The sequence below is a fragment of the Porphyromonas vaginalis genome, from assembly GCF_958301595.1.
GTDB classification, from domain to species: domain Bacteria; phylum Bacteroidota; class Bacteroidia; order Bacteroidales; family Porphyromonadaceae; genus Porphyromonas; species Porphyromonas vaginalis.
The window spans coordinates 1,448,017-1,473,991 of record NZ_CATQJU010000001.1; the positions used below are offsets into that span (position 1 = coordinate 1,448,017).

Below are 25,975 nucleotides of genomic sequence, written 5' to 3' on the forward strand. Positions count from 1 at the left end.
AAATTATTATAGTAGAGAGAAAATGAAGAGCGTCAAGATCAATGTCGAGTACCTGAAAGTCGTCAACTATGCCTTGTGTCACAACAAGATCCCCATTTGCCAGTCGGTCGACATCGTCAATACCTCTGAGGCCCCACTGGAGGATGTGCAGGTACTATGCGAGGGGGAGTATGTGACTCCGTATGAGAGTACAGAGATCTTGCAGGTTAGTCCTGACGAGACGGTACGTGTAGTGCCCTTTGAGATTGTACCTGATGGTGCTAAGCTGGCTGCGCTCACTGAGCGCATAGTTACGAGCTTTACGATTACGGTGACAAGCCAGGGCGAGCGTGTGGGGCAGGAGACTTTTTCGCTAGAGATGATGCCGTATGACCACTGGCTGGGGTCGGTGATTTTGCCACAGACGCTGGTCTCCTTCATCACGCCAAATCACCCCGCTATCACGGCGCTAACGCTCAAAGTGGCCGCAATGCTCAAGCGTATGACAGGCTCCTCCGCGCTAACTGAGTACCAGTCAGGCAATCCCAACGAGGTGCGTCTACAAGTGGCTGCGCTCTTTGCGACCCTTCATCAGGAGGGGATCGTCTATCGCGCTATACCTGCAAGCTATGAGGTCATAGGGCAACGCATCACCATGCCTGATCATGTCTTAGCGACCAAGATAGGTAACTGTATCGAGCTGACGCTGCTGATGGCTAGCGTACTCGAGAGCATCGGCCTGAATAGCGTCGTGATCCTACAAAAAGGGCATGCCTATCTGGGCGTATGGCTTGTGGATGACTGCGCCCTCGTAGGGGTCTCTGACGACGCCTCCTTTATAGAGAAGAAGTGTTCGCAAGGTATCAGCGAGATGCTGGTGCTAGAGTGTACGAAGCTGACCAGCGAGCAGACTTCCTTCGAGCAAGCGATCCAGATTGCAGAGCTCAACCTAGCAGATCACGCACTCTTTGACATCTTCATCGATGTCAAGCGGTGTAGACTCGAGGGCATACGTCCTCTGCCCTCGAAGGCTCTAGCTGAGGGCAACTACGCCGTTGCCGCCGCAGGCGTAGCGCATGAGGAGTGTGTCATCAATGTCGTAGAGCATGATCGCTACGATCTGACTCATATAGCGGATAGTAAGAAGGAGCTGACGAAGTTTGACATCTGGGAGCGCAAGTTGCTCGACTTCTCTCTACGCAACTCGCTCCTCAATACCAACCTACGTCGCAGAGGTATACAGTTCATATCCTTTGATGTGGCAAGCATCGAGGACTATCTACAGGATGGTAAGGAGTACACCGTTGCTTGTAAGCCAAACGTAGATCTCTCCTTTGACTCTTCAGAGCAGATCGTCCGCTCTAAGCTTTATCCGCAACTGGAGGCACTGATTCGCAATGATATAGCTCATTGTACCCTGCACACCTACAAGACAGAAGCTGAGACCAATGACATCCTTAAGAACATCTACAAGGTGGCGCGCAGCTCTATTGAAGAGACGGGCGCTAACTCTCTCTACCTGGCCATCGGCACGCTCCGATGGTTTGAGACTGAGCGGAGCGAGACAGCGCGCTATGCCCCGATACTGCTCCTGCCTGTGGAGATGGTCTACAAGAGAGGTAAGTACTGCGTCAGGACTAGAGACGAGGAGATACTCCTCAACGTCACGCTGATAGAGTTTCTAAGACAAAACTATGACATCTCCATCGGAGGTCTAGACCCGCTGCCTAGAGATGAGAGTGGTGTCGATGTGTCGCTCATATTTGCCACAATACGTGATGCGCTCAAGGAGCAGAAGAGATGGGACGTAGAGGAGGAGTGCCTCTTGGGTATATTCTCCTTTAGCAAGTACCTCATGTGGAATGATATCCATGCTAATCATGAGACGCTCCGAGAGCATGATATCCTAAATAGTCTCGTAGAGGGCAAGCTCACTTGGCATCCCGAAGAGAGTACCGCAGATCTAAGGCAACTAGACAAAGAGACCTCGCCCGCAGGACTAGCTCTACCACTGACAGCTGACTCATCGCAGATAGCCGCCATCATAGAGGGGGGCAAGGGACACTCCTTCGTCCTCTATGGTCCTCCAGGCACAGGCAAGTCGCAGACGATCACCAACCTAATAGCCAATGCGCTCTATCAGGGCAAGAGGGTGCTCTTCGTAGCACAAAAGATGGCCGCACTAGATGTCGTGCAGAGTAGACTAGAGAAGATAGGACTAGGACCGTTTTGCCTAGAGCTACACTCCAATAAAGCGACCAAAAGGCATGTCCTCACCCAGCTCGAAGAGGCACTAAAAGTAGCGCACATCCTACCACCTGAGGGCTTTCAGGCGCAGGCAGACAAGATCTTTGAGATGCGCAAGCAGCTCATAGACTATATGAATGCGCTGCACGACAAAGATCCTCAGGACAAGCTCTCTCTATACGAGTATATCCTACACTATGAGAGCTTAGAGGTAGAGCCTTTGGCAAGCTTCACCTTTGAAGAGCCGCTGGATCAGCTCCTGATGACGGAAGGCGTCAGAGGGGTCGAGGAGCTACTAGGCGCACGGCTAGAGACTGTCGTGAAGTTGGTCGGACAGCCTGCGATCCACCCCCTGAAGGGGCTCAGACTAGACCGAACCATGCTGACAGATAGCTCAGGGGTCGTGGAGGAGATGCGTCGTAGCCAAGAGACTCTGAGGCAAGCACTCACGCATCGTGAGGATCTCCAGCAGACGAAGGAGCAGCAAGAGCAAATAGTGAGGGACAATGCGCCAGAGATCCTAGCACAAGACGTAGAGCAGCTCCGTACGGAGTGGCGTGTGGCAAAGGCTAAGTGGTTCATTCCGCGCTTTTTTGCCAAGCGCAGCTTCATGAAGCGACTCAAGCAGTTCAACGCATTCATCACCGAGCCTGAGGTAGACAAGTTGATCGATGACCTAACCCTTTACCACAAGAGGCACGAGGAGATCGAACAGCTAAGGACTATCTTATCCCGCCACTTCGGGCTAGAGACTTCAGAAGATACGATGCCAGAGGCCGCTACGATAGAGGAGTCTATCGATCAGCTAGACCGCTGGAGCACCCACTCAGACAAGATGCGAGACTGGCTACACTGGTCTGAGTACGCCGATGAACTGGAGTCTCATGGTCTCGGCTGTGTCGTAAGAACCATGTACCAGGAGGAGCATCAGCCCGCTCAGATCAAAGAGTCCTTTATGAAGGCTCTCTTCAAGTACAAGGCGGAGGAGCGTATCAGACGCTCTGAGGTGCTGGCCACCTTTGAGGGGATGATCTTCGATCAGGTGATACAGTCTTACCGGACGATGATCCAAGAGTTCCAGCTGCTGACCCAAAAGGAGCTGTATGCACGACTAGCTGCAGGCATTCCACGGATGACCGATGATGTGGTATCTGGCAGTGAGATCGGTCTACTCAATCGCAACATTAGTAATGGCGGACGAGGCGTCTCTCTGCGCGAACTCTTCGCACAGATACCCACGCTACTCCCGAGGCTTTGCCCCTGTATGCTTATGAGCCCCATGAGTGTGGCGCAGTATACAGACATGACGCAGGAACAGTTTGACCTAGTCATCTTCGACGAGGCGTCTCAGATGCCTACCAGTGAGGCGGTGGGGGCTATAGCTCGAGGTAAAGCACTCATCGTCGTGGGCGACCCTAAGCAGATGCCACCGACGAGCTTTTTCGCCACCTCCAATGTAGATGTTGAGGAAGCTTATATAGACGACATGGAGAGCATCCTCGAGGATTGTCGCACGCTAGAGATACCCGCCCTCCAGCTGTCTTGGCACTACCGCTCTAGGCACGAGAGCTTGATAGCCTTCTCTAATAGTGAGTACTACGATGGGTCGCTCATCACCTTCCCCTCAGTAGATGACCAGAATACAAAAGTCTATCACGTACCCATAGAGGGCTACTACGACAAGGGTGGCCGACGCACCAATGCCGCAGAGGCAGAAGCCATCATACGAGAGGTGATACGCAGACTGCGAGATCCAGAGCTGCGGACGAAGAGTATAGGCGTGATATCCTTTAGTGTAGCTCAGCAAGGACTCATAGAGGATATGCTACAGGCACAGCTAGATCGTGAGCCAGCGCTACAAGAGATCGTTGACCAGATGCCTGAGCCGATCTTTGTCAAAAACCTGGAGAACGTCCAGGGTGATGAGCGAGATATCATCCTCTTTTCCATAGGTTACGGACCCGACAAGGAGGGCAAGGTGTCGATGAACTTTGGTCCGCTAAACAATGCGGGCGGTGAGCGAAGACTCAATGTCGCCGTGAGCCGTGCAAGACAAGAGATGTACATCTTCTCTACGCTTCGCTCTGCAGACATTGACCTACGCCGATCCAAGGCGCTGGGTGTAAAAGGTCTCAAGGACTTCCTCCTATATGCTGAGACTCAGTCCCTGCCCACCTACTCGCAGACACAGGTGGAGAGCAGCGACACACTGCTGGCTGATCAAATCGCTGCCGAGCTAGCCGCCAGAGGACATCAGGTCAAGACGAATGTGGGGCGCTCTAGCTTTAGAGTAAAAGTCGCTATCTGTGACCCGCAAGACCCCGAGGTCTATCGTCTCGGCATACTTCTCGATGGGGAGAGCTATAACAAAACGCCCACCACCAGAGATCGAGAGGTAGGGCAACCCTCCGTGCTATCTGCCCTCCAGTGGCAGGTCATGAGGGTGTGGAGCGTCGACTGGTTCAATAATAAGGAACGTGTACTGAGTCGAATAGAGGAGCGTCTCGCTACGGCACTCTCCGCACCCGTAGAGGTCAAGGCTACTCCCAAGGCGCACTTTGACATTTCTCAGGAGCAACTCGTCGAGGAGACAACGCAAGGGCAGCAGTATCGGAGCTACTCCATAGCAGAAGCCACGGCAAGGGGCTCTATGCGTGATATGGCTCAGCTCGTTCGAAGTATTATCGCCACCGAGCAGCCGATCACCTTCGCACTCCTCTGCAAGAGAGTCGCTACCCTCACAGCTGTGGGGCGTGTCACCCCGACCTTGCAGGCTACTGTCAAGGAGCTACTCACTCCCTTCTATCAAGACGAAAGCGAAGCTATATGGCTCAGCAAGGAGGATAGTAGCGACTACCACACCTATCGTACAGACTCTGGAAGAGAGGTGGCGAACATACCTCGTGTGGAGCTGATAAACGCACTCAGCGAGACTCTCAGAGAGCAAGTAGCTCTGAGCCAGGATAGCTTGACGCTCCTAGCGGCTCGCAAGCTAGGCTTCAATCGCAGGGGCAGCAACGTCGATGCGGCTTTTTCAGATGCCTTGGCCGCGATGATAGAGGCTGGCACCGTTGAGGCGGTCGGTTCTAACCTTCGCCTCAAGTGAAGGCTGGACTAGCGAGTGGCTCGTGTTATGGATATTCAAGTAGAGACTGTTGCATAAAGGCGAATCGCTGTGTTGCTTTCGGGGTTCGGCTTTGGTCACATACGGAGGTATGCTCCCTTCAGACCTCACCCTCAGCGCCTTGCGCTTCATCCTTTCTGCAAAGTCAGGACAATCTTGCAAGCAAGATTGTGAGACTGTTGACTTTTGCAACAGTCTCAAGTAAGAAGAGCCAATCCCGTGGCTCAGACCAATTCACTACCTTTGCTGTGCAACGCAAAGCGGAGACGGTACGACGTTGGTATCGTCTTCAATCGATAGGAAGATGCAGCTATGACTGAACTTGTACAGATTAGTGACCAGATCCGGTCGGGTCAACCGCTCCCGCCTCTCGTGCTTGGCTACGGGGAGGAGAGCTACTATATCAATCGCCTAGAGGAGCTTGTCGTCGAGAACTACATTCCTCAGGAGGAGCGCACGACCCAGCTGGTCGTCTACTTCGGCTCCGAGACGACAGCTCCCGAGGTGCTTCAGCAGGCACAGACCTTCTCGATGTTTGCACCGAAGCGTCTGATCGTCTTGCGTGATGCGCAGGATCTTAAGAAGAGCTCCGTACTCAAGAAGCCGTACGGCATTGCTGAGCTGATACGCGATGCGACCACCTTTGCCGAGGGCACCACACTCCTTATATTATACCACGATGCGCTCCCCGCAGCTGCTAAGAAGAATGCGCAGGCACTCAAGTCGCAGGTTGCGCTCATCGAGTCGACACCCGTCAGGCGTGACAACGAACTGAGAGAGGCGATGATCCGGATGGCTGAGGGGCTAGGCTTGCAGCTGGCTCCGCAAGCGATCTCGACGCTGATCGAGCGGGTCGGATACGACCTAGAGACGCTCTACTCGGAGCTGCAAAAGCTCTCCATACCCGCCAAGGGTGCCGGCGGACTCATCTCACGTGCCATGGTGCAGCAGGTGGTGAGCAAGTCGCGCAAGTACGGTCCTTACGACTTGCTCAATGCGGTGCAGCGACGCAAGGACGATGAGGCTCTGCAGATAGCACTCGCCATGGCGGAGGACGAAAAGAGATACCCCGTACCGCAGATCGTCGCTTCGCTCTACGGCTTCTTTGCCAATCTGATGGTAGCGCACTACCTGCCGTCCAATAGTCAGAAAAACATACAGGAGGCACTCAACCTGAAGTATGAGTCGATGGCACGCATGTACCAGTCGGCCATGCGCCTCTACTCTAAGCAGCAGACGCTCAACATCATCTCCGCTATACGACGTGCCGACGGTGACGCCAAGGGTGCCCACGGGGTCAATGCCTCGGCACGCACCATCTATCTAGACCTCCTGACGCAGATCTTTGCGCTGAAGTACTAAACGAAGACTCTTCGTAGTTTTCCAAAAACTTTCCAGCCTTGGAAAAATAAATTTCCAACGCTGGAAATTTTATTTTCCTCCCTTGGAAACTTTCTTTTCCAACGGAGGAAATTTTCTTTTCCAACGCTGGAAACGTCCAGTTCCTACGTTGGAACCGAAAAGTTCCTCCGTTGGAACTAAAAAGTTCCAAAAGGGGAACCAGTTTTGGAACTCGTATCTGCTACGGAGACAGTACGATAGGAGCGTGTGTTTAGTTGGCGATGATGCTGACGAGCGGGTAGGCGCGCTTGCGGTCGGGGTGGCGTAGCTCCACGAGGAGGATGGCGCGTGTAGTGAGTGTCGCGGGCAAGAGCTCGGCGAGGCTTTGCCGCTCTACGATGGCTCGGCAGAGGGTCTCGGTGCTGGCGTGGTCATACTGCGCTAGCCGATAGCCCGCCACGGCGTATAGCGTGGCTGTGCAGCGGGTCTCACCGTCTGAGATCTCTTGGAGTACCAGTCGGGCCAGCTGCGGTAGTGATAGGCGCTTGCGTCGTTTCGGTAGATCGATACTTTCGTCAGAGGCGGCGGTGCGTCCGTAGACACTGTTTTGCCGCCCCGGCGTGCCGTAGTTAGCCCACGCCTCAGCAGCCGTCCAGTTGCTCAAGTCTTGTGGTTGCTTGTCTGGGATGATGCGCTCCTGGGCTACCCCTTTGACCTTTTGCAGAGCCTTGGGAAAGGTCTTGATGTCGTAGTAAACCTCCTCGACGATGCTGTCGTTTGCCAAGTGCACGAGCCGTATCGCGCACTCGCTATCTGGGAGCTGAGGCATCTCGGGGAAGAGGAGCAAGCTGTCGGGCTTGGCGTAGTAGAGACGCTCGAGCGGATGCGTGCTGGGTGTGAGCGCGAGGTAGCCCCGTGGGGGGATGCCGCCCGTGGGGTGGGGCGGGAGCGGGTAGACCTTGGAGGGGTGCCCAGACCGCACGATGACCAGTCCGAGCTGGTCCGTATTGACCGTGGTGTCGTTGGGGTTGTAGAGCTCGATGTACTCGGAGCCGTCGACCGTAGGACGCGCCATGATCTCGGTGATGTAGAGCGGTAGGGGCGCTGCGCGGTGGGTCGTGTCACTGGGAGAACCGCCTGCAGGCTGTATGCTGTTGCGCTGCCCTGGGGTAGCGAAGTTCGCCTGTGGGGTGGCTGCGCCCCAATACTCGTGGCTCTTGTCGCCCGTGGGGGAGAAGTATCGCTCGAGGGCTACGCCATGCTGACTGCGAAGTTTACCCAGGAGCCCCGGATCGTAGCGAAAGGTCTCCACAACCGTTGAGTCGGCATGGCGGAGCAGCTCGATGGTGAAGCCCTTGTTGGCAAGCTGTGGCAGCGTCTTGCTCTGAGTCAGACTATCTCGCGGCGCCTCATAGAAGGCGGTGATGCCCTCTACCGAAGTGGTGAAGGCATGATATCCTCCCGCTGGAATTGGACAGGGACGATTGCTCAGCGGGTACCAGGTGGTCACCTTGCCCTGTCGCCACACCCCGATCGAGTAACCACTAGCATCGAGCACTTGACCGGTGGGGTTGTGCAGCTCAATATACTCAGAGGCACCCGAGAGCGGGTTGGCCATAAACTCGCTAAAGGTGAGTGCCAAGCTATCTGGACGAGGCTGTGGCTGGTCATACTCGACGGCTATCCTGTAGATCGCATTCTCGACACGCTTGGCGCTGGCGGTCCGTACCCCGCGGAAGGAGAGCGCATATTCACCCTCTGGGATTGCAGCCTCACTCCTTATATAGATGCTTTTGCCCTCGGTCGTGGTGGCGAGCTTGCCCCACGAGGGAGCCACTGCGATGATCGCCTCCGAGAGGTCGGCCGGCTCGGCGCAGAGCATCTCGACCGTGTGCGGATCTCTCTGACGAAACTCTTGGTAAAACTGGCTCGCTGGGATCACATTGCGCTCACGAGTCAACTCCTCAGGAGAGCGTAGTGCGGGGTAAACGTCGAGGAACTCTAGCGAACTGTGCTTCGACCGAGACTTGCTGTATTCGCAAGCGAAGAGGAATGAGGTGCTCTTGTAGCTGCTGGGCGCAGCGGGCGTGCTGCCTGCACTGCCCACATACTTGTAGAGGTCGGTCGCACGGTGTCGCACCCACATCGACCAGCGCGCCTCAGCTGTCGGATCATACTGGATGACAAAGTCAACGACCCCTCCATCTTCGTGGATCTCGTCAAAGTAAGGGTACTCGATTAGCTTGTGAAGCGAGATTTGCCTGATGCGCCCATTACCTTCTAGAGCGACATTGCTCTCTGCTAGGAAGAGAGCCTGTTTGTTGTCCATCTTGAGCACCACATAGTTGAAGGTGCCGTCAGCTAGAGCCTCGTAGCAGTAGAGGAGGAGCTTGACATTGTTGCCCTTGGTCGGGGTGTAGTCAAGGTGCAACTTGCCCTGCCAGGTCATCTGCTTGCTGAGAGGCACTCTTGCCTTGATGTAGGCGTAGTTGGTCGTGCTACTAGGCTTGCCGTCGTTGAGTTGTAGCCCTCTGATCGGATCGCAGCGAAACTTGTCGAGCGTCCCCCGCCATACGGAGGGCGAGAGCGTGACGCTGTCGGCAAAGTGCGCCTGCCACTGCCCCACGGCGGACCAACTGCTGAGCAATCCTAAGATGAGTGCAAACCAGATCCAGCGAAGGCGCATAGCTTCTCTCTCTTAGCTAGTTAGCTGGTGTAATGCCGTCACGCTTGAGCATTGCGGTGAGTGTTGGTTTGCGCCCTCTGAAGCGTACATAAAGCTCCATCGGGTCAAGCTCGTCACCCCGCTCCAAGATCTGATGTCGGAAGTCGGCAGCGACCGTCGGAGAGAAGATGCCCTCCTCGCTAAATCGCTCGAAAGCGTCTGTGGCGAGCATCTCGCTCCACTTATATCCGTAGTAGCCTGCGGCGTAACCTCCCGCGAAGATGTGACTGAAGGCGGTGGCGACGATGTGCTTCGGATGCTGCGGATCACGCTCCCTGTCGCGCAGGGTGGTGCCTCGGAGGGTCTCCCGCTCGTAGGTGTAGAGGTCGTCGGGCAGGCTCTCACCCTCGGCTAAAGTGTGGTAAGCCATATCCAGTTTGCCAAAGATAACCTGTCGGATGGTGCTGTAACCGACGGGGTATTGAGTCGCTTGGATTGCTTTGTTGAGGAGCTTAGCGGGGAGCGGTTCGCCTGTCTGGTAGTGCCTGGAGAGCAGTTCGGTGACCACCTCGGGCTGGAGGAGATAGTTTTCCATAAACTGGCTCGGTAGCTCCACAAAGTCACGCTCTACATTGGTTCCCGACATAGAGCTGTAGCGTGTCTGTGTGAGCAAGTCGTGGAGCGAGTGGCCGAACTCGTGAAGGAGCGTGTGCACCTCCGAGAGCGTGAGCATGGCTTCCTTGCCAGCCGTCGGCGGGGTGAAGTTCATCACGAGGAGGATGTGGGGTCGCTGCGTGGGCGTCCACTCCCGTAGATTGTTCATCCAGGCACCACTGCGCTTGCCCTTGCGGGGGAAGAAGTCTAGGTAGAGCAGTCCGAGATGCGCTCCATCGCTGTCTAGCACTTGGTAGGGACGCACGTCGGGATGATAGACGGCGACCTCCTCGGCGGGTGCGAAGGTGATGCCGTAGAGCCGTGTGGCAATAGCGAAGACGCCCGAGATGACCTGTGAGAGCGGGAAGTAGGGACGTAGCTCCTCCTCCTTGACCCCAAAGGTTTGCTCGCTGTGCCGCTCCATATAATAGGAGAGGTCCCACGACTCTAGCTCGAAGCCCGCCTCACGATCTAGCTCGTCTAGCTCATCGAGAGCGGTCTGTCGGTAATACTTCGTCAGGTCGTCGAGGAGCTGATCTACTTGCTCAGGGCTGTTGCACATACGATGCTTGAGGCGGTAGGTCGCATAGTTGGGATGTCCGAGTAGTCGTGCCAGCTCGCCACGGAGTGTAGCTATCTGACGAACGATCTGCCGGTTGTTTTGCTCATTGTCACGATTGCCCACGCTGCCCCGACCTAAGTACATCTTGTAGCGCAGCTCTCTGTCGGCACAATGCTTCATGATGGCACCCACATGCGGAGCCGACAGGTCAAAGAGATAGCCCTCGCCATGCGCCTCGGAGGCTGTGCGTGCCTTCTCCTGAGCATCGTCTAGGATCTGCTGAGGCAAGCCACGTAGTCGGTCGCTTTCGTCAGCAGGCACAAAGAGCGTCCAGGACTCCTCGTCGCAAAGTTTGTTTTGCGCAAAGCGTGTGGTCAACTGACTGAGCTGCTCATTGATCTCTCTAAAACGCTCCCGCTCGGCACCAACGAGCAGAGCACCATTGTCCGCAAAGCCCTCGTAGCTCTCGGTCAGGAGGCGCAGGTCGATCTCGTCTAGGTGCAGCTCCTCGCGCTGCTCATAGACGGAGCGAATGCGGGCAAAGAGCGCCTCGTTGAGAAGGGTGTCTGTCGACAGCTTGCTGAGCCAATCGGAGAAGGTCTCCGAGAGCTGCATCATCTCGGGGCAAGAGTAAGCGGAGAGCAGATTGTAGAATGCTGCCGTGACCGCCTCCAGTGCCTCTCCACTCTCCTCGAAGCGACGAATCGTATTATCAAAGGTGGCTGGCTCACGCTGTGCCGTGATCGCATCTATCTCCGCACGATGTAGCGTGATCGCCTCCTGCATAGCCGTGCGGAAGGTCTCCATCGTCTGCGCTATGGCAGTAGCGGAGGAGAGGTCGAAGAACTGATCAAAGGGGAAGCTCCCATACGGAGTCTCGGGAGCGGTAAAGAGTTTGCTTAGCAGTGCTGTCGCCTGAGGCGTGGTTGCAGTCATATATATAAGGAGTCGGATTGGTTCGGTTTATTTAGCCAACTGAGCTTCCAGCTGAGCTATCTTCTTGTTTTGGTTTTCGATGGTCTGCAGGAGCGCGCTGAGCTCCTCATTGCCCATAGAGGTGGGGTACTCGGCAGAGACACGGAGGAGGAAGTCGCTCAGGACGTTCATATAGTTGGTAAAAGCAGCGTAAGGCGTCTCGTAGGGCGAGAATGCGCCTGGACCGCCCAACTTAGTGGTCATGTAGAAAAGGTGGTCGGAGCCCTGCAAATTGATCCAGTCCTCCAGGAGTCGCTGGTCTCGTGAGAGACGGATGCGCTCGCCCCACTCCTCGAGTTTCTGTATGACACATTGCTGTAGCTCATTGCCTGTCCATAGCGAAGTGTCTCGCTCCTCGCCCATACGGCTCACCGGATAAGTCGCTTGTATTGTGTCTTGCGGGGTGCAGTGCGTGGCAATCTCTTGAGGCGTGGTAAAGGTGAAGCCATGCTTAGAACCCTGCTCGGGAAGAGCGCGGAGGAACTCGAAGATGCCAGTCTCACGGCTCCATACAGATCCGAGTGTCTCTAGAGGCAGAGAGACCAAAGCATAGTCGCCTTGCTCAGCCTCCAGCGTAGCAAAAAACCGCTCCGTCGTGTAGGGGTAGAGCGGACTGTCGTACCGTGCGAAGTCGTGAGCGATCGCATCGGAGAGCTCTGCGTGACGCATCAGGAGAGATACTCCCTCGGTCGTAGCGTTGTACAGGTAGTTAGGACTCTTCCACGCTAGGAGGTGCTTGGCGCCCTCGGTGACGATTGCTTTGTACCCTTGGCTGTGGGCTATCTGTGCGATGCGGTCGCTGTAGATCAGCTCTGGATTGGAGAGCGTCACGGGAGCGACCCCAAGGAGCGAACTGATACGGGTGCGGTACATGCGCAGTTGGTTCGCATACTCCTCCTCATCGTACAGCCCGCAGAGCCCGTGCGAGATCGGCTCGCCGAGTATCTCGATACGCCCGCTCTTGACCAGTCGCTTGAGCAGCTGAATCATGTCTGGCGTGTGTAGCTCCATCTGCGTGAGCACCGAGCCAGAGAGCGTGAGCGCAACTCTAAAGTCGGGATGCGCCTCGATCAATTGCTCGATCAGTTCGAGGGCAGGTCTATAGGAGCGGTCTACCACTTGACGCAGTATCTCCTCATTGGCAAAGTCGTCGTAATAGTAGTGGTCGCTACCGATATTGAAGAAGGGGTAGCTCTTGAGCCTAAATGGTTGGTGTAGGTAGAAGTGAAGTATAATCTGTATCATAGGAAGGTGGAGAAGTCGTTTGTCAAAGGGGGGTTATACAAGTCGGTCATAGATAGCTCTGAGGCGCAGTCCAGCTTTGCTCCAGACGATATTGTTGACTTCCTCGATACCCTTTTGCTTGAGATGCTCGTGGAGCGTCGGATAGGAGACGAGAGCGTGCATAGCGTCGGCCATAGCGTCCACGTCCCAGTAGTCAGTCTTGATCGCGTAGCGCAGGATCTCGGCGCAACCACTCTGCTTGGAGATAATGCTCGGCACGCCACACTGCATAGCCTCTAGCGGTGAGATGCCAAAAGGCTCCGACACAGAGGGCATCACGTAGACATCGCTCGAGCGAAGCATCTCATAGACCTGCCGCCCCCGTAGGAAGCCCGTGAAGTGAAAGCGGTCGGCTATACGCTTGCGAGCCACGAGGTCAATCATCTTGTCCATCATATCGCCATTGCCCGCCATCACAAAGCGAATGCCGTCGGTATGCTGTAGCACCTTGTGAGCTGCCTCGACGAAGTACTCAGGTCCTTTTTGCATCGTAATACGCCCTAGGAAGGTAATCACCTTGTCGCCCGTATGTTGCTTATTGGGCAAAGCTAATAGCTCAGGACTAAGCGGCTCGACAGCGTTGTGGACGGTAAAGACCTTGTCGGGGCTCTGACCATACTTGTCGATGACGGTTCGTCGGGTCAGGTTGCTCACACAGACGATAGCGTCTGCGTAGTCCATCCCTTGTCGCTCGATCGCATAGACCTGCGGATTGACATTGCCACGACTGCGGTCGAAGTCGGTCGCATGCACATGGATCACCAGCGGCTTTCCCGTAACCATCTTCGTATGAATCCCCGCAGGGTAGGTGAGCCAGTCGTGCGAGTGAATGATGTCGCACGGCACCGTCCGCGCTATGACGCCCGCCACGATCGAGTAGTTGTTGATCTCCTCCAGCAGGTTGTCTGGATAAGCTCCGCTAAACTCCAGACAGCCCAAGTCGTTGGGGCAGCGATAGCGAAAGTCATCGTAAATGTGCTCTCTCGCAGCCTGGTAGTAGTTCACCTCCGCCTCATTGTGTAGCCGTGAGCGCAGATACTCGGCACTATGATCATGGTAAACGATCGGCGTGCGGTCGGCGCCAACCAGCGTAATGTGCGAAGTGTCCTCATCGCCATACAGCTTAGGCACGACAAAGGTTATATCCATATCGCTCTGCTCGGCCATACCATTGGTCAAGCCGTAGCTAGCTGTGCCTAGCCCTCCCGAAATGTGTGGGGGAAACTCCCACCCGTACATCAATACTCTCATCTTACAAGAACATCTTCATAGGTCTCACTTGTCGCGTTAAGAGGCAATCTCTATCAAAGTAGTATCTTTTGAGTGAACGGTGTGGAGCCGTCTGCAAATTCTATATGAATCACATATGGTTGATTAGGGTATGGGAGCGACAAGACAAACTCCTGCGGATTGGCTATATCATACGCTTTTGTGTAGCCTGCGATATTTGAGAGGGTAATGCACGTCATAGGACGCTCACTATTAATGAGCAGTTTACCACGTTCAACCTCTATCTGAGGTATATTCTTATCTTCCATATGCTGTACCGCCACAGGCTTAGACTTCAGCAGATGAGTAGGGATGTAGCGACCTCGATAGTATCCTGTCTCTAGCTCGAGAAATCTTACTGTGTATAATGTGTCTGGGGAAACACTCGAATTTTTGCCATAAGAATGAGCAAGCCCCCACCCTCCTAAAGTGATTGTAGCCTCAGAACGTCCAGAAAAGTCAGCAAGCATCATCTTCTGTCCAGTCGTTGTCAGAAAGTAAAAGTAGAATCCAGGGAGCGGCTCGCCCCCAGGTTCTGATGGTCCCATAGTCTCATGCACAAAGCAACCCTCTACAGTGACGTATTTTGCGCCTTTATGGAGTTGCTCGAAGTCGTAGCTGTAGACATCACCATCTTGCCTACAGACAAAGTGGTAGATGCTGTCTAGCTGTATAGGCTTACCCGATAGTGTTTGTGTATTGGACTGCGGATTTGCCACAGTAGCATACACCCCCTCCTTAATTTGTATCGGGATATAAGCTTCATCAGTCATAATTGCAAGGACACGCCCTCGCGCTTGGTCTGTAGGATGCTCCACTGTCGTAAGGAGACCATCCCAAGTCCACTGTGCCGAGGCGATCAGTCCGCAACTGAGTAGTATCGTTAGTAATAGCAGTTGGTGTCTCATAGTTTCGTAGGCTTTAGTGATACTTCAAAGGTAAGGGTATTTATTGGTCCGCTCATCTTGTAGGACGCTCTTCGTTGCTGGTTGTATAGTATAGATAGTTAGCCAGAGGGGTCTCCTCGCTGTTGTATCGCTCGAGGGTCACCAAGGCGCGCAAAACCTCCGCACAGCTCATCGCAAAGGATATACCGCCGTGACTATCGTAGGGCGGGTTGCCGTCGTATAGCTCGCTCAGTGTCGAGATGCCGTGATGCTGTAGCTCATCCTGTATATCCCCGAGTAGGCGCGCTAGGTGGGTCACACCGCTACGCCCATTGATCTTCAGATAGGCATCCGTGTAGGCACCCAGTAGCCACGGCCACGCGGAGCCATTGTAGTAAGCATGCTCTCGCTGCTCCTGAAGCCCGCTGCACTGCTCCACATAACCCTCACTGCGGGGGCTCAGCGAGCGAATCCCCTTTGGCGTGAGTAGCTCAGAGGTCACGATCCCTAGCACTTGTCGCTGCTTAGCACGGCTCAGCGGGCAGAACGGTAGCGAGATAGCTATCAGCATATCGGGTCGGACAGCCCGCTCACGATAGCCCTCCTTGGTCACGTAGTCATATAGGTAGCCGTAGGGATTAACAAAAGTCTGCTCGAAAGCAGGTCCCAAGCGCTCGATCACGCTCGCCAGCTCCTCGGGAAAGTTTTCTGCGCCACGAGCCTCACGGTAGAAGCAGAGCGCATTGTACCACAAGCCGTTTACCTCCACCAGATAGCCCCGTCGTGGCACGACCGCTTGCCCCGCTATCGTTGAGTCCATCCAGGTGACTGGAGGCGTGCCGCTCCCCTCGGCATAGAGCAGTCCATTAGGCTCGATGCGCAGGATCGGATGACGGTCGCTCAGGTAGTAGTCGATGATGCGCCCTACGAAGTCTAGGTAGAAGGAGCGGTGGCTATCGTCTGGATACTCAGCGAGGAAGAGCTGTATAGCACGTATCGCCCAGAGCCCGACGTCAGGGTCACGCACCCCCTCCATATCTAGTGGTAGCTCTATCTGCTTGATGAAGTTGATACTGCTCCGTATGAAGGTGCTCATCACATTGTGAAAGCGCTCCGGATGATCGCTATAGATCGAGCAACCAGGCAAAGCGACCATTTCATCTCTCGCCCGCACCCCATACCAGGGGAAGCCCGCGAGGATGTAGTGTCTATTGGATTCTGGTTTATAGTAAAACTGGCTACAAGCGTTGCGTAGACAGCTCCGCAGATCCACCCGCGCCTTGCGATGCGCCACCTCCGAGTCAAAGAGCTCTGGCAGCGTGGTCACGTCTACCTCCTCTAGTTGTGCGGTGAAGTAGACCGACTCACCATTGCGCAGATCCATCTCGAAGTAGCCCGGCGAATAGAGGTCTTCGCAGCTTTCGTACCCTCGTATCTGCTCCTTAGGGTAGTGCAGGTTCTTGATCCAGTACCCCTCATCGACCCAATGCGAGGGGGCATCCACCTGCATGTATAGATCGGGATAACCCTCATAGAGACAGGTGCGCACACCCGTCGTGCCGACTGGGTGGACGGTCGTGTCGGCGGTATCGTTTTCATGCGATAGGAGGATCACATCCCTAAAGGCGACCACAGGGCGCAACCGCAGAGTGGTCTCGCTGTGACTGTCGAGGAGCGTAAACTTGATAATCACCTGATTCTTGTAGTGGCAGAAGATTGACTCTCGCTGCAGGACCACCCCGCCCACGCGGTATATCGTGCGGGGCATCTTGTCTATGTTGTACTCTCGTATGTACTTGTGCCCATTGGGATAGACCGTGCCATCGCCGTAGAGATGCACCCCGAGGTTAAACTCTGCCCCATGCTGTATCACCGTAGCGTCTAGCGATGAGAGGAGGACATGATTGTGACGGCTCAGGTGAGGCAGCGGCACCACGAGCAGACCGTGATACTTGCGCGTGTTGCACCCCACGAGGGTCGTACAGTTGAAGGCCCCCCCACGGTTAGAGCGTATATGCTCCAGCTGTAGCGAGCGGTCTAGGTTAGAAAGTGTCGTGCGGTCAAACTTGAGATAACTCATAGATAGTAAATTACTTGGGAGTTATGATGCGACCGCTCCTCGACGTGCGCCAGAGACGAGCGTACTCTGGCGAGGTGGCGAGCGGTCTGGAGGATAGTCCTCTCTGCGTTGCTAAGATACGAATTAACCGCTGAACGGAGGTTAAATTCCCGCTAAACGAACAGTTCCCTCCGAAGAAACTGGAGTTTCACCCAGGGCTGACGCGTTATATATAATGAACTCATCGACCACTCTACTCCTCGCTGGTCGCTAATGTATAGTTTCTGAAAGAGCAATTATGATGCGTCAGCCCTAGCTGGTAAAAATCGACGCCGACTCACTACAATAATTTAGATCTGACTACATATCGAAACGGCATTGTGTCGGGGAAAAGTGATTTCCACCTAGATATTTCAAAATCTCCACGTGGGGAATAAAAAATTCTTCGGAGGAATGAAATGAAACTTCGGAGGAATGAAATGAAACTTCGGAAGAAATGAATCATGCCCACGTGGAAAATAAAAAACATCCACGTGGAGATTGTCCTCTTCCTGAAAAAAGTACACAGTTGGGAAGGTATTACTGAGATGGTACTCGGGTCATTTTTGTTAGTCCTGTGAGTGTACTCATTTGTTAGTTTTGCTCCTGCTAGGGTACACGACTTGTGGTCGTTTTTACTGCGGAGGTACACAAAGATAGGTCTTTGTGTGGAGTTAAGCGGCATGAGCTCGGAGATTTGAGGCTCGGAGCTTTTGGTGAATTGTTCTTAGATGTCTGTTTCTTAGAGGGTTGTGTGGTTATAGGGTTGGGGTAATCTGGTATGAGCATCTGCATCGGAGTCTTCTTGTTGATGGCTCGATGAGGACGCGCTGTGTTATAGAGAGCAATCGTTTGCGAGAGGATCTCTCGAACTTGATCTATGGGCTTATCCTCGAAGTTGTAGAGCCAGTCGTTCTTGATGATCCCGTTAAGTCGCTCTGCCATAGCGTTGTGGAGAGGGTTGCCTGTCTGGGTGACACTGGTTACGATGCCTAGGCTGGCCTCGTAGTCGGTCATCTGCTTGGAGACATATTGACAGCCTCGGTCGCTATGGAAGATGAGCCCTTTGAGGTCAAAGCCATGCTTCTGGTAGAAGTCAACGGTCTGTCTTAGTGCGTTGTAGGGGCCCTCTGTGGAGAGCGTGGGCTGCAGGTCAAAGCCGGTGATGATGCGGCTATAAGCGTCCATCGTCAGGGAGAGATATGCGAAGCCCCCTAAACATTTGACGTAGGTTATGTCTGAGACGGTGAGCCGGCAATGGTCAGTGGCAATGTATTTAGGGGTGGTGTTCAGGTGGTCTTGGAAGCCGTGATTAACCACTCCCTTGGTCGTCTGGGGTGGACGCTTGTGCTTGCGACTTCTCAGCAGCATATCGTTGGCTCCTAAGACTTTGTACAGCCAGTCGCGACCTACTTGGAAAGTCCCTTCGAAGTATTCGTTGGTACACTGCTGAAGGGTGTCTACGCCTGCCCTGTGGAGCTTACTTCGCACATACTGGCAATAGTGTAGGACGGAGGCTACTTTGACATCTTCGTCTTGCTCGGTGAAGGTGTGCTTGTAGTAGCCTTTGCGGCTGACTTCTAGTAGCTGACAAAGGTAGGTTATGGAGAGCTTTTGATCTCTCACTTTGGCGTGTTCAAGCTGTCTCACGGCTGCAAATCGGTCTTTTTTTTTAGATCAATATGGTAGCGATTCAGGACCTCTTCGAGTAGTGTCTTGTTGACTAAGGCTTTGCTCTCAGCCTGGAAAAGGGCTGTTTTGAGGCGAGCGTTTTCGCGCTTGAGTTCTGCGTACTCTGGATCTACGTCTTTGTTCTTGTTTGTCTTGCTCATAGTGCTACTGCTGCTTTGGTTGGGTAACTCTACTCCAAAGGTACGCAACCAATTTCGAATGGTGCGTGTGGTAATGCCGTAGCGCTGGCTGGTCGTGGCGATGCTCTCGCCAGTGGCTAGGAGGTCATCAATGACTCTCCACTTGAAATCTAGGGGATATCCCTTTCGTCCTCGGTTACTTTTTTCTTCTTTCATAGTTGTTGGGGTTGGCTTCCCAACTGTGTACTATTTCAGGAGAGGACAGATTTGAGATTCCCCACGTGGATATTCGAGAAAGGAGGGAATCGGACGAATTTCCCCGTAAAGATATGTAAATAGAGATTAGAGGTTAGAGATTAGAGGTCTCGGAGTGAATCGGAACAATCGGAGGGATTGGAGCGATACGACCGCTTGCGGTCGGACGAATCATAGCCCCCAGTCGGAGGGGCTACGCCCCGAACGACTGGGGGTAGGAGTGCCATGTGAAGTAAGCGACCTCCCCATTGTGGGAGGTCGGACTGGAGCTGTAACTATAAGTTGCGTCTAGTCCGACCCACAAGGGGGCGATAAGTTGCTATCATCTTGTCCCCGAGGGTCGTTCGGGGCTTTGCCCCTCCGCCCCACGGCTATGATTCGTCGGACCTCTTGCGAGGTCCTATCCATCAGGGCGGATCGGAGGGTGGCTTAGAGATTAGATGCTAGAGATTAGAGATCCAATCACTCTGATAGCTCCGATGGTTCCGATAGCTAACAGCCAATAGCTAACAGCCAACAGCCAATCCATGGTTGACACATTATATATAGTGACCTCATCTATGCCTCGCTTGTCGCTAATGGGTTGCTTCTGAAAAGACGATTATAATGCGTCACCCCTGGAGTTTCACCCAAGTGGTACTGATAGTTGGCTCAAAAAAAAGACTAGGAGGCGAACCCCCTAGTCAGGTAGATAGAGTAATAGATTGTGTGGATTAGAACCACTTGTCGATCTCCTCGGAAGTGAGCGAGACCATGATGGAGCGTCCGAGCGGGTCGAACTGCGAGTTGGGCGTCAGAAAGAGGTCGGAGATGATCTGACCTAAACATCTGAAATGCATATTTGAGGCTGGCGAGCTATAAGAAGAAGTGGTTATTTCCAAAATGGAAACAACCACTGCATACTGATCTCTACAAGACACGACTCAGACGAGCAAAATCAACTTGACTTTGAGAAGTCGCTCAAAGAACAATGCGTAGACACTCCTCGATGAAGCCTTTGTGAACCAGTCCAAAGGCTTCGCAAGGAGCTCTGAAATTGCTAGCGGGAATGAGGATTAGAACCACTTGTCGATCTCCTCGGAGGTGAGCGAGACCATGATGGAGCGTCCGAGTGGGTCGAACTGCGAGTTGGGCGTCAGGAAGAGGTCGGAGATGATCTGACTGGGCTGCGCGGCACGTGCGTGGAGTGTGTGGCGCACCAATTCGCTGGCTTGGCGCAGGGCTTCGCTGGAGAGGAAGAGTTGCGCGAGCTGCGTCGCCTGAGAGAGTTCTGGATCACTCTCTTCACGCTCCAGCTGATCGAGGTACTCGCCGAGCGTCTGGGTGATCATATCGGCAACTCCGATGGGGCGGAGCGGTTTGGGTACAGAAGTGATAAGGTAGACGTTTTCGTCTGTGCCTGCAGAGGCTTCTTGCGGGGTGATCTCAAAGCCGATCTGCCGTAAGCTTTCGACCAACTCGTGGTGCATCGGGTAGATTTCGCTAGGTAGTGACAGCTCCTCGGCAAAGAGTAGTGGCTGCGCCTGATCGGGTTCGAGCGTGAGGGTGGCGATCTGCTGCTCGTAGTAGATACGTAGCAGCGCGCGATCAATCTGTATGACTGCAAGACGGTCGCTCATCGTGGTGAAGAGGTAGCGCTCTTGAAAGGTGTAGACCAGATTGGTGCTATTGGCAGCTGGCTGAGCGGGGCTGGCGGAGACCGCAAAGAGTGGATCTGTCGCTGTGGGGACTGCCCCTGTGGGTTGGCTTGCGGGAAGTGTTGACTCGCCTCGTCGCTGCTGGAAGTCGTCGATAAAGTTTTCCCAATGAGCGGGAGAACCGCTACTCAGCGGGGAGAGTGGGTCGAGGGGCTGCTGATCGACCGTTTGGATCGCCTTAAAGGGATTGTACTCAGGGTCTATCTGCACGGGCGGTGGCTGGAGCGTACTGCTACTCTGTCGTGTGGCATCGTAGGCCGGTATGTCGATTAGCTGGTCGGTGCTAAAGGTGATGGCGGGCATAGCGCTGGTGGTGCTGAGGTGCTCGCGTAGCACTACCATGAGGAGCTTGAAGATGGCTTGCTCGTCGAGGAACTTGATCTCCGTCTTGGTCGGATGTATATTGACATCGATGCGACTGGGGTCTACCTGAAAGTAGATAAAGTAGTTGGGCTGGCTACCTGGCGCGACGAGGTCCTCAAAGACGTTCATGACCGCACGGTGGAAGTAGGGGTGCTTCATGTAGCGTCCATTGACAAAGAAGAACTGCTGGGCTCCTCTGCGCTTCGCATCACGAGGCAGGGTAATGAAGCCCGAGACGTTGGCTAGGGGACCCTGGTACTCGATCGGGATGAGCTGCTTGGAGTAGCTCTTGCCTAGGAGGTCTACGATGCGGTGCTGCAGATCGCTCTTGGGAAGGTTGCGTATGAGCTTGCCCTCGGAGTAGAGGGTGAAGGCGATCTCGGGATAGACTAGAGCGATGCGCTCGAACTGGCGGTAGATGTGTCGCAGCTCCGTCTCGGAGCCTTTGAGGAAGCGTCGCCGTGCGGGGACGTTGTAAAAGAGATTCTTCACCGTCATAGAGGTGCCTACCTCGGCAACGGTGGGGGAGGAGCTGATGACCTCGGAGCCGTTGATCAGAAGCTTGTAGCCTATGTCGCTGTCGGCCTGTCGTGTGATCAGCTCGATCTGAGCTACTGCCACGATAGAGGCAAGCGCCTCGCCACGAAAGCCCATGGAGCGAAGCGTGAAGAGGTCGTCGACGGAGGAGATCTTGCTGGTAGCGTGCCGCTCGAAGGCCATACGAGCGTCTAGCGGACTCATACCGACGCCATCATCGATGACACGCATGAGCTCTTTGCCCGCATCTTGTAGCTCGATGGTTATCTGCGTGGCATGGGCATCGATAGCGTTTTCGACCAGCTCTTTGAGCATAGAGGCTGGTCGCTGGATCACTTCACCAGCGGCTATCTGATTGGCAATGCTGTCCGGGAGGAGGTGTATGATTTCGCTCATAGGAAGGAGAAGAGGGGACCCTGTCTATAGTATAGTACCCAGACGATGAAGCCTAAGAGGATGAGCGTCAGGATAGAGCGCAAGATGATGCCCGAGCGGGCGTAGTTGTCTATGCCTCGGTCTCGCTGCTTCTTGAGATGGCGTGTGCCACCGTAGAGACTCTCCGAGAGACTCTCACGAAACGCTTCGCCAGAGCCATAGTCAGCCGCTACTTGCTTGTCGTGGGCTTTGTTGGCGTCGTCGCTACTTCCTGCTGCGTCGGAGCCTTCGGCAGCTTCGAGCTCTCGTCTGATCTGCTCGATGCGTCGCTGGAGCTGCTCCTTCTTGGGGTCCCAATAGATGGGCTTGTGGTTGAAGTTGCGCGGTTGTCGTGGTCTATATATGAGTCCCATGAGTATAGAGGTAAAAGGTGTATGTAGCTCTGGAGCGAGTCTGCGGGAGACTGTACGGAGCTGCTGTCGCTCTCTAGTGGGCGACGTATGTAGATGGAGAGTGGCGTCTCGGCTACGGCCGTCGTGTCGGAGGCTGCCGCAGGCTTAGCTTCTGCTGGCTTGGGCTTCTCGATGGCTTGCTGGTACTCCTTGTAGAAGGCTTGCCATGCAGCGAGTCCGTCGAAGCCTTGGCTCATCTTGTTGTTTTGACCTTGCAGTGTGGCGAGCGAGTCGGTAGACTCTAGCGGTGCTGTGCGGTCGGGGATGACATCTTCAGGCGTGAGCGGACGCTTGTCGCCATGCCACTCGGCTCCGCTCATCTGACGCAGCTCATCGGTGAGGTCTTGGATCGGGTGGATCGTCCCCTCAGCCTTGCCATGCCAGAGGATGTGGTCGAGCTTGTCATCGGCAATGTAAACGTCCATCTGCGGGTTTCGCACCTGAGCGAGGGCGTAGTAATGCTTCGCTTTCTCCTGCTGCAGGTAGTAGCGTGACTCTACGTTGGAGCGATAGAAGGCGTGGTCGAGCGTGCCTTCACGAAAGTAAGCTTGGATCGTATCGGCCTTGACACGGTCCTGCTTGACCGAATCAATCCAGCGCACGGTCGAGGCGTTTTGCCAAGCGAAGGCGTGGTCGATCGTATCGTTGGCAAGGTGAGCATAGATGGTGTCACCCTTGAGCTGTGTGGAGTCGTTCCACAAGATAGGACTGCCAAAGAGCTTGATGAGCGAGTCTACGGAGAAGTAGTGTATGGAGTCACCGATGGCCTGTATATCCTTGCGGTAGAGGCGCACATCGTGGTACCCCTTGGTGTACTTGACCTCTAGCGAGTCGGTAGTGCCTGGTGCCGGAGGCAGATTGCGCTTGATGCCCTCCATGATCTGGGCAGACATATATAGGGTGTCCTCCTCGGAGTAGTCCATGACGTAGGCACGTCCTGTGGCGTAGGTATAGCCATTGGCCTCATCGAGATAGCCGTAGTCGCCGAAGTAGGTTACCTTGTCCTCCTGGTTGTCTATCACCACATCGTAGAAGGCCTGGCAGATCTGTCTCTTCTTGTCGTAGAGTATCGAGTCTCCCGTCATGGTGCCATCGGGATGCGTGACGAGCGAGCGATCGAGGAGGATGCTCTGCTCGGTGTCTGTATTGTAAAAGCCACGGTCTGTCTCGATCGTGACTGAGTCTTTGGTCTCTATGAGGGTGGGGCTGACGATACGACAGATCGAGGTCTTCGTATTGTAGTGCAGTATGTCGGTGTCGAGGGTAAAGCGGTCGTTCTCTAGGTGCACATCGTTCTGAAAGAGTGCCTCGTCGGAGCTGGTGTTGTACTCACCATAGATAGAGGTGAGCGTATTGACCGAGTCGGCCAGGGTGCCGAAGTTGTCGTAGTAACCGACCTTTTGGTTGCGATCGTAGAAGAGCCTCTCGGTGAAGAGTGTCGTCACATTCTTCGTCAATATCACATTGTCGTGCAGCTCTGCCATAGCGGTCATACCGTCGTATAGCATATCTCCAGCGGTGATCGAGATCGAGTCTCCCTCTAGGATCTGCACATGACCGAAGGCGTCAAAGGAATTGGTCGTCTCGTTGAGATTGGCACTGTCGCAAGTCATGATCCAGCTGCCATGCCTGAGACGCACATTGCCCGTAAGGATGACAATGTCAGGGTGTATCTCCTGATCGTGGCTGAGTACATCGGCATGGTCGAGGATGATGAGCCGCTTGCCTCGCACCATCGTGGGGGGAGGTGCTGGAGCGTCTGCAACATGAGTGGCGGGGTGTAGCATCGCCGTACCGCCCCATAGAGGTAGCCCCACAAAGAGTACCAGAGCGACAGCCACTAGCCCGCTGAGGGTGAGTAGTAGTCGCTGTGTAGTGGTCACTTGGTGAGACTGAAAGGACATGAGACTCTATAGTCTAATGGGTAGAGATGTGGGTCCGCATCACCTCCTCTGAGGAAGTGTAGGTACTACTTCTTGATCCAACCTGGATAGCGGAAGTCGCACTGCTGATAGTCAGGGCTGATGCGTATATAAGTACTCTTCTGGTGCTGGACGATCCACTTGTCTAGCTCTTTCTGCTTCTTATCCTGCAGAGCTAGCTGCTTGATGAGCTGGAAGTCGGTAGCCATGTCGGCGCGGTGACCTGCGACGCGACGCTTGAGCTTGAGGAGTACGACCTGCGTATTGCCGTTGGCATCTTGAGAGACAAAGGCGGGAGAGACATCGCCCACCTGCATCTTGTCCACATAAGAGGCGAAGTCTTGCTGTAGCTCGGACATGGTAAAGAGTGCCGTGCCGTAGCGGTCGCTCTCGTAGTCTTCGTTGAGGAGGAGACCAAAGTTGTTTTTCGTCTCGTCCACGTTGCTGCATAGGACGACGGCCTCGTCAAAGGAGGTCTTGCCATTGCGCACCTGCACAGCGACAGAGTCTGCTTTGTTGACGGCTTGCTGTAGTTTGTCAGGAGCCACGCTCGGCTTGAGGAGTATATGACGGAAGTTGATCGTGTTGTCACGCTTCTCAATAAGCTGTACGATGTGATAGCCCGTGGCGGTGCGTATGATAGGGGAGACCTGCTTGGTATCGGTCAAAGCGAAGACAACCTGGGCAAACTCAGGCTCTAGAGAGCTACGAGCCACGAAGCCATACTCACCACCACGCAGGGATGTGCGCGAGTCCTGTGAGTAAAGACGTGCTATCGTGGAGAAGTCGCGACGTCCAGCGAGGATATCTTCGGAGTAGCCTCTGAGCTGCTCTTTGATCTGATCAATAGCTGCCAGCTCGATGTCGGGCGTGATACGAAGTGCTTGGACCTCGACGACATCTGGTATGTATGGTAAGCTGTCTTGTGGTATCTGAGCGTAGTAGGAGCGGATCTCTGTGGGCGTTACGGCCACTCCCTGGATGATCTTCTGTTGCATCTGTCGGACGATCTCATTATTGACCGCCATGATGCGTTGCTGCTCACGAATGCTGGAGTAGGGACGGTTGAAGTACTCCTCGAGACGCTCACGAGAGCCGATCTGCTGCACGAGGCTCTCCATAAAGTTGTCTACAAATCGGTCTACCTTAGTATTATCTACCGAGAAACTATCGATCTTAGCTTGGTTCAGAAAGAGCATCTGGACAGCTAGTTGCTCCGTGAGGTAGCAGTCAGGGTTTCCCTCGAGAGGCATCCCCTGAGAGCGCATGTAGAGCTTCTGGTTTTCTATCTCAGACTTGAGGATAGGCTCATCGCCCACGGTCCATATAACCTCATCGACGACAGATCCTGTGAGGACCTTCTGCTGCGGTGTCTGAGCCGTCAGAGAGAGGCTAGTCAGCAAAGACAAGAGCATGGATGCTATCATCCAGAGTACGGGTGATGTAGATGATCTATAGGTAGACATAAGAGTTGTATT

The 25,975-nt window shown here is 54.4% G+C and carries 14 protein-coding genes; 2 read left to right on the plus strand and 12 right to left on the minus strand.

The genetic code is table 11. The annotated features are described in order from the left end of the window. Positions 1 to 22: 22 nt before the first annotated feature. Together Q2J34_RS05720 and holA are read left to right on the plus strand one after the other, a co-directional pair. Positions 23 to 5,332 (plus strand): DUF4011 domain-containing protein, encoded by a 5,310-nt coding sequence (locus Q2J34_RS05720; RefSeq protein WP_300969519.1) that lies wholly within the window; start codon positions 23 to 25, stop codon positions 5,330 to 5,332. A gap of 330 nt (positions 5,333 to 5,662) precedes the next feature. Continuing rightward, complete coding sequence (gene holA, locus Q2J34_RS05725; RefSeq protein ID WP_300969520.1) at positions 5,663 to 6,712, plus strand: DNA polymerase III subunit delta; 1,050 nt, start codon at positions 5,663 to 5,665, stop codon at positions 6,710 to 6,712. A gap of 250 nt (positions 6,713 to 6,962) precedes the next feature. Here the strand turns inward: holA and Q2J34_RS05730 are convergent, their stop codons facing one another. From Q2J34_RS05730 to Q2J34_RS05785, 12 genes are all read right to left on the minus strand, one after another. Continuing rightward, on the minus strand, positions 6,963 to 9,377 hold the full coding sequence (locus Q2J34_RS05730) for a lamin tail domain-containing protein (protein WP_300969521.1): 2,415 nt from the start codon (positions 9,375 to 9,377) through the stop codon (positions 6,963 to 6,965). Positions 9,378 to 9,393: 16 nt separating this feature from the next. Further along, positions 9,394 to 11,508: a M3 family metallopeptidase gene (locus tag Q2J34_RS05735; RefSeq protein WP_300969522.1), complete on the minus strand. Its 2,115-nt coding sequence runs from the start codon at positions 11,506 to 11,508 to the stop codon at positions 9,394 to 9,396. Positions 11,509 to 11,535: 27 nt separating this feature from the next. Further along, on the minus strand, positions 11,536 to 12,792 hold the full coding sequence (locus Q2J34_RS05740; RefSeq protein ID WP_300969523.1) for a glycoside hydrolase family 57 protein: 1,257 nt from the start codon (positions 12,790 to 12,792) through the stop codon (positions 11,536 to 11,538). Between the two features lie 33 nt (positions 12,793 to 12,825). Then, positions 12,826 to 14,082: a glycosyltransferase family 4 protein gene (locus Q2J34_RS05745; RefSeq protein WP_300969524.1), complete on the minus strand. Its 1,257-nt coding sequence runs from the start codon at positions 14,080 to 14,082 to the stop codon at positions 12,826 to 12,828. A 53-nt stretch (positions 14,083 to 14,135) separates the two neighbouring features. Further along, on the minus strand, positions 14,136 to 15,008 hold the full coding sequence (locus tag Q2J34_RS05750; RefSeq protein ID WP_300969525.1) for a hypothetical protein: 873 nt from the start codon (positions 15,006 to 15,008) through the stop codon (positions 14,136 to 14,138). Positions 15,009 to 15,060: 52 nt separating this feature from the next. Further along, entirely contained in the window at positions 15,061 to 17,067 is a 2,007-nt protein-coding gene (locus tag Q2J34_RS05755) for a glycogen debranching enzyme N-terminal domain-containing protein (RefSeq protein ID WP_300969526.1), read from the minus strand. 627 nt (positions 17,068 to 17,694) lie between these two features. Beyond that, positions 17,695 to 18,735, minus strand: a complete 1,041-nt coding sequence (locus Q2J34_RS05760) for an IS3 family transposase (protein ID WP_300969527.1) — start codon at positions 18,733 to 18,735, stop codon at positions 17,695 to 17,697. Further along, entirely contained in the window at positions 18,732 to 19,112 is a 381-nt protein-coding gene (locus Q2J34_RS05765; protein ID WP_300969528.1) for a transposase, read from the minus strand. Before Q2J34_RS05765 ends, Q2J34_RS05760 begins: the two co-directional genes overlap by 4 nt. A 752-nt stretch (positions 19,113 to 19,864) precedes the next feature. Beyond that, positions 19,865 to 19,990, minus strand: a complete 126-nt coding sequence (locus Q2J34_RS05770; RefSeq protein ID WP_300969529.1) for a hypothetical protein — start codon at positions 19,988 to 19,990, stop codon at positions 19,865 to 19,867. A 216-nt stretch (positions 19,991 to 20,206) separates the two neighbouring features. Further along, on the minus strand, positions 20,207 to 22,144 hold the full coding sequence (mutL, locus tag Q2J34_RS05775; RefSeq protein WP_300969530.1) for a DNA mismatch repair endonuclease MutL: 1,938 nt from the start codon (positions 22,142 to 22,144) through the stop codon (positions 20,207 to 20,209). A 208-nt stretch (positions 22,145 to 22,352) separates the two neighbouring features. After that, a complete protein-coding gene (locus tag Q2J34_RS05780; protein WP_300969531.1) occupies positions 22,353 to 24,479 on the minus strand; it encodes an OstA-like protein in 2,127 nt (708 codons plus the stop codon). A 65-nt stretch (positions 24,480 to 24,544) separates the two neighbouring features. Continuing rightward, a complete protein-coding gene (locus tag Q2J34_RS05785; protein WP_300969532.1) occupies positions 24,545 to 25,963 on the minus strand; it encodes a peptidylprolyl isomerase in 1,419 nt (472 codons plus the stop codon). Positions 25,964 to 25,975 lie beyond the last annotated feature (12 nt).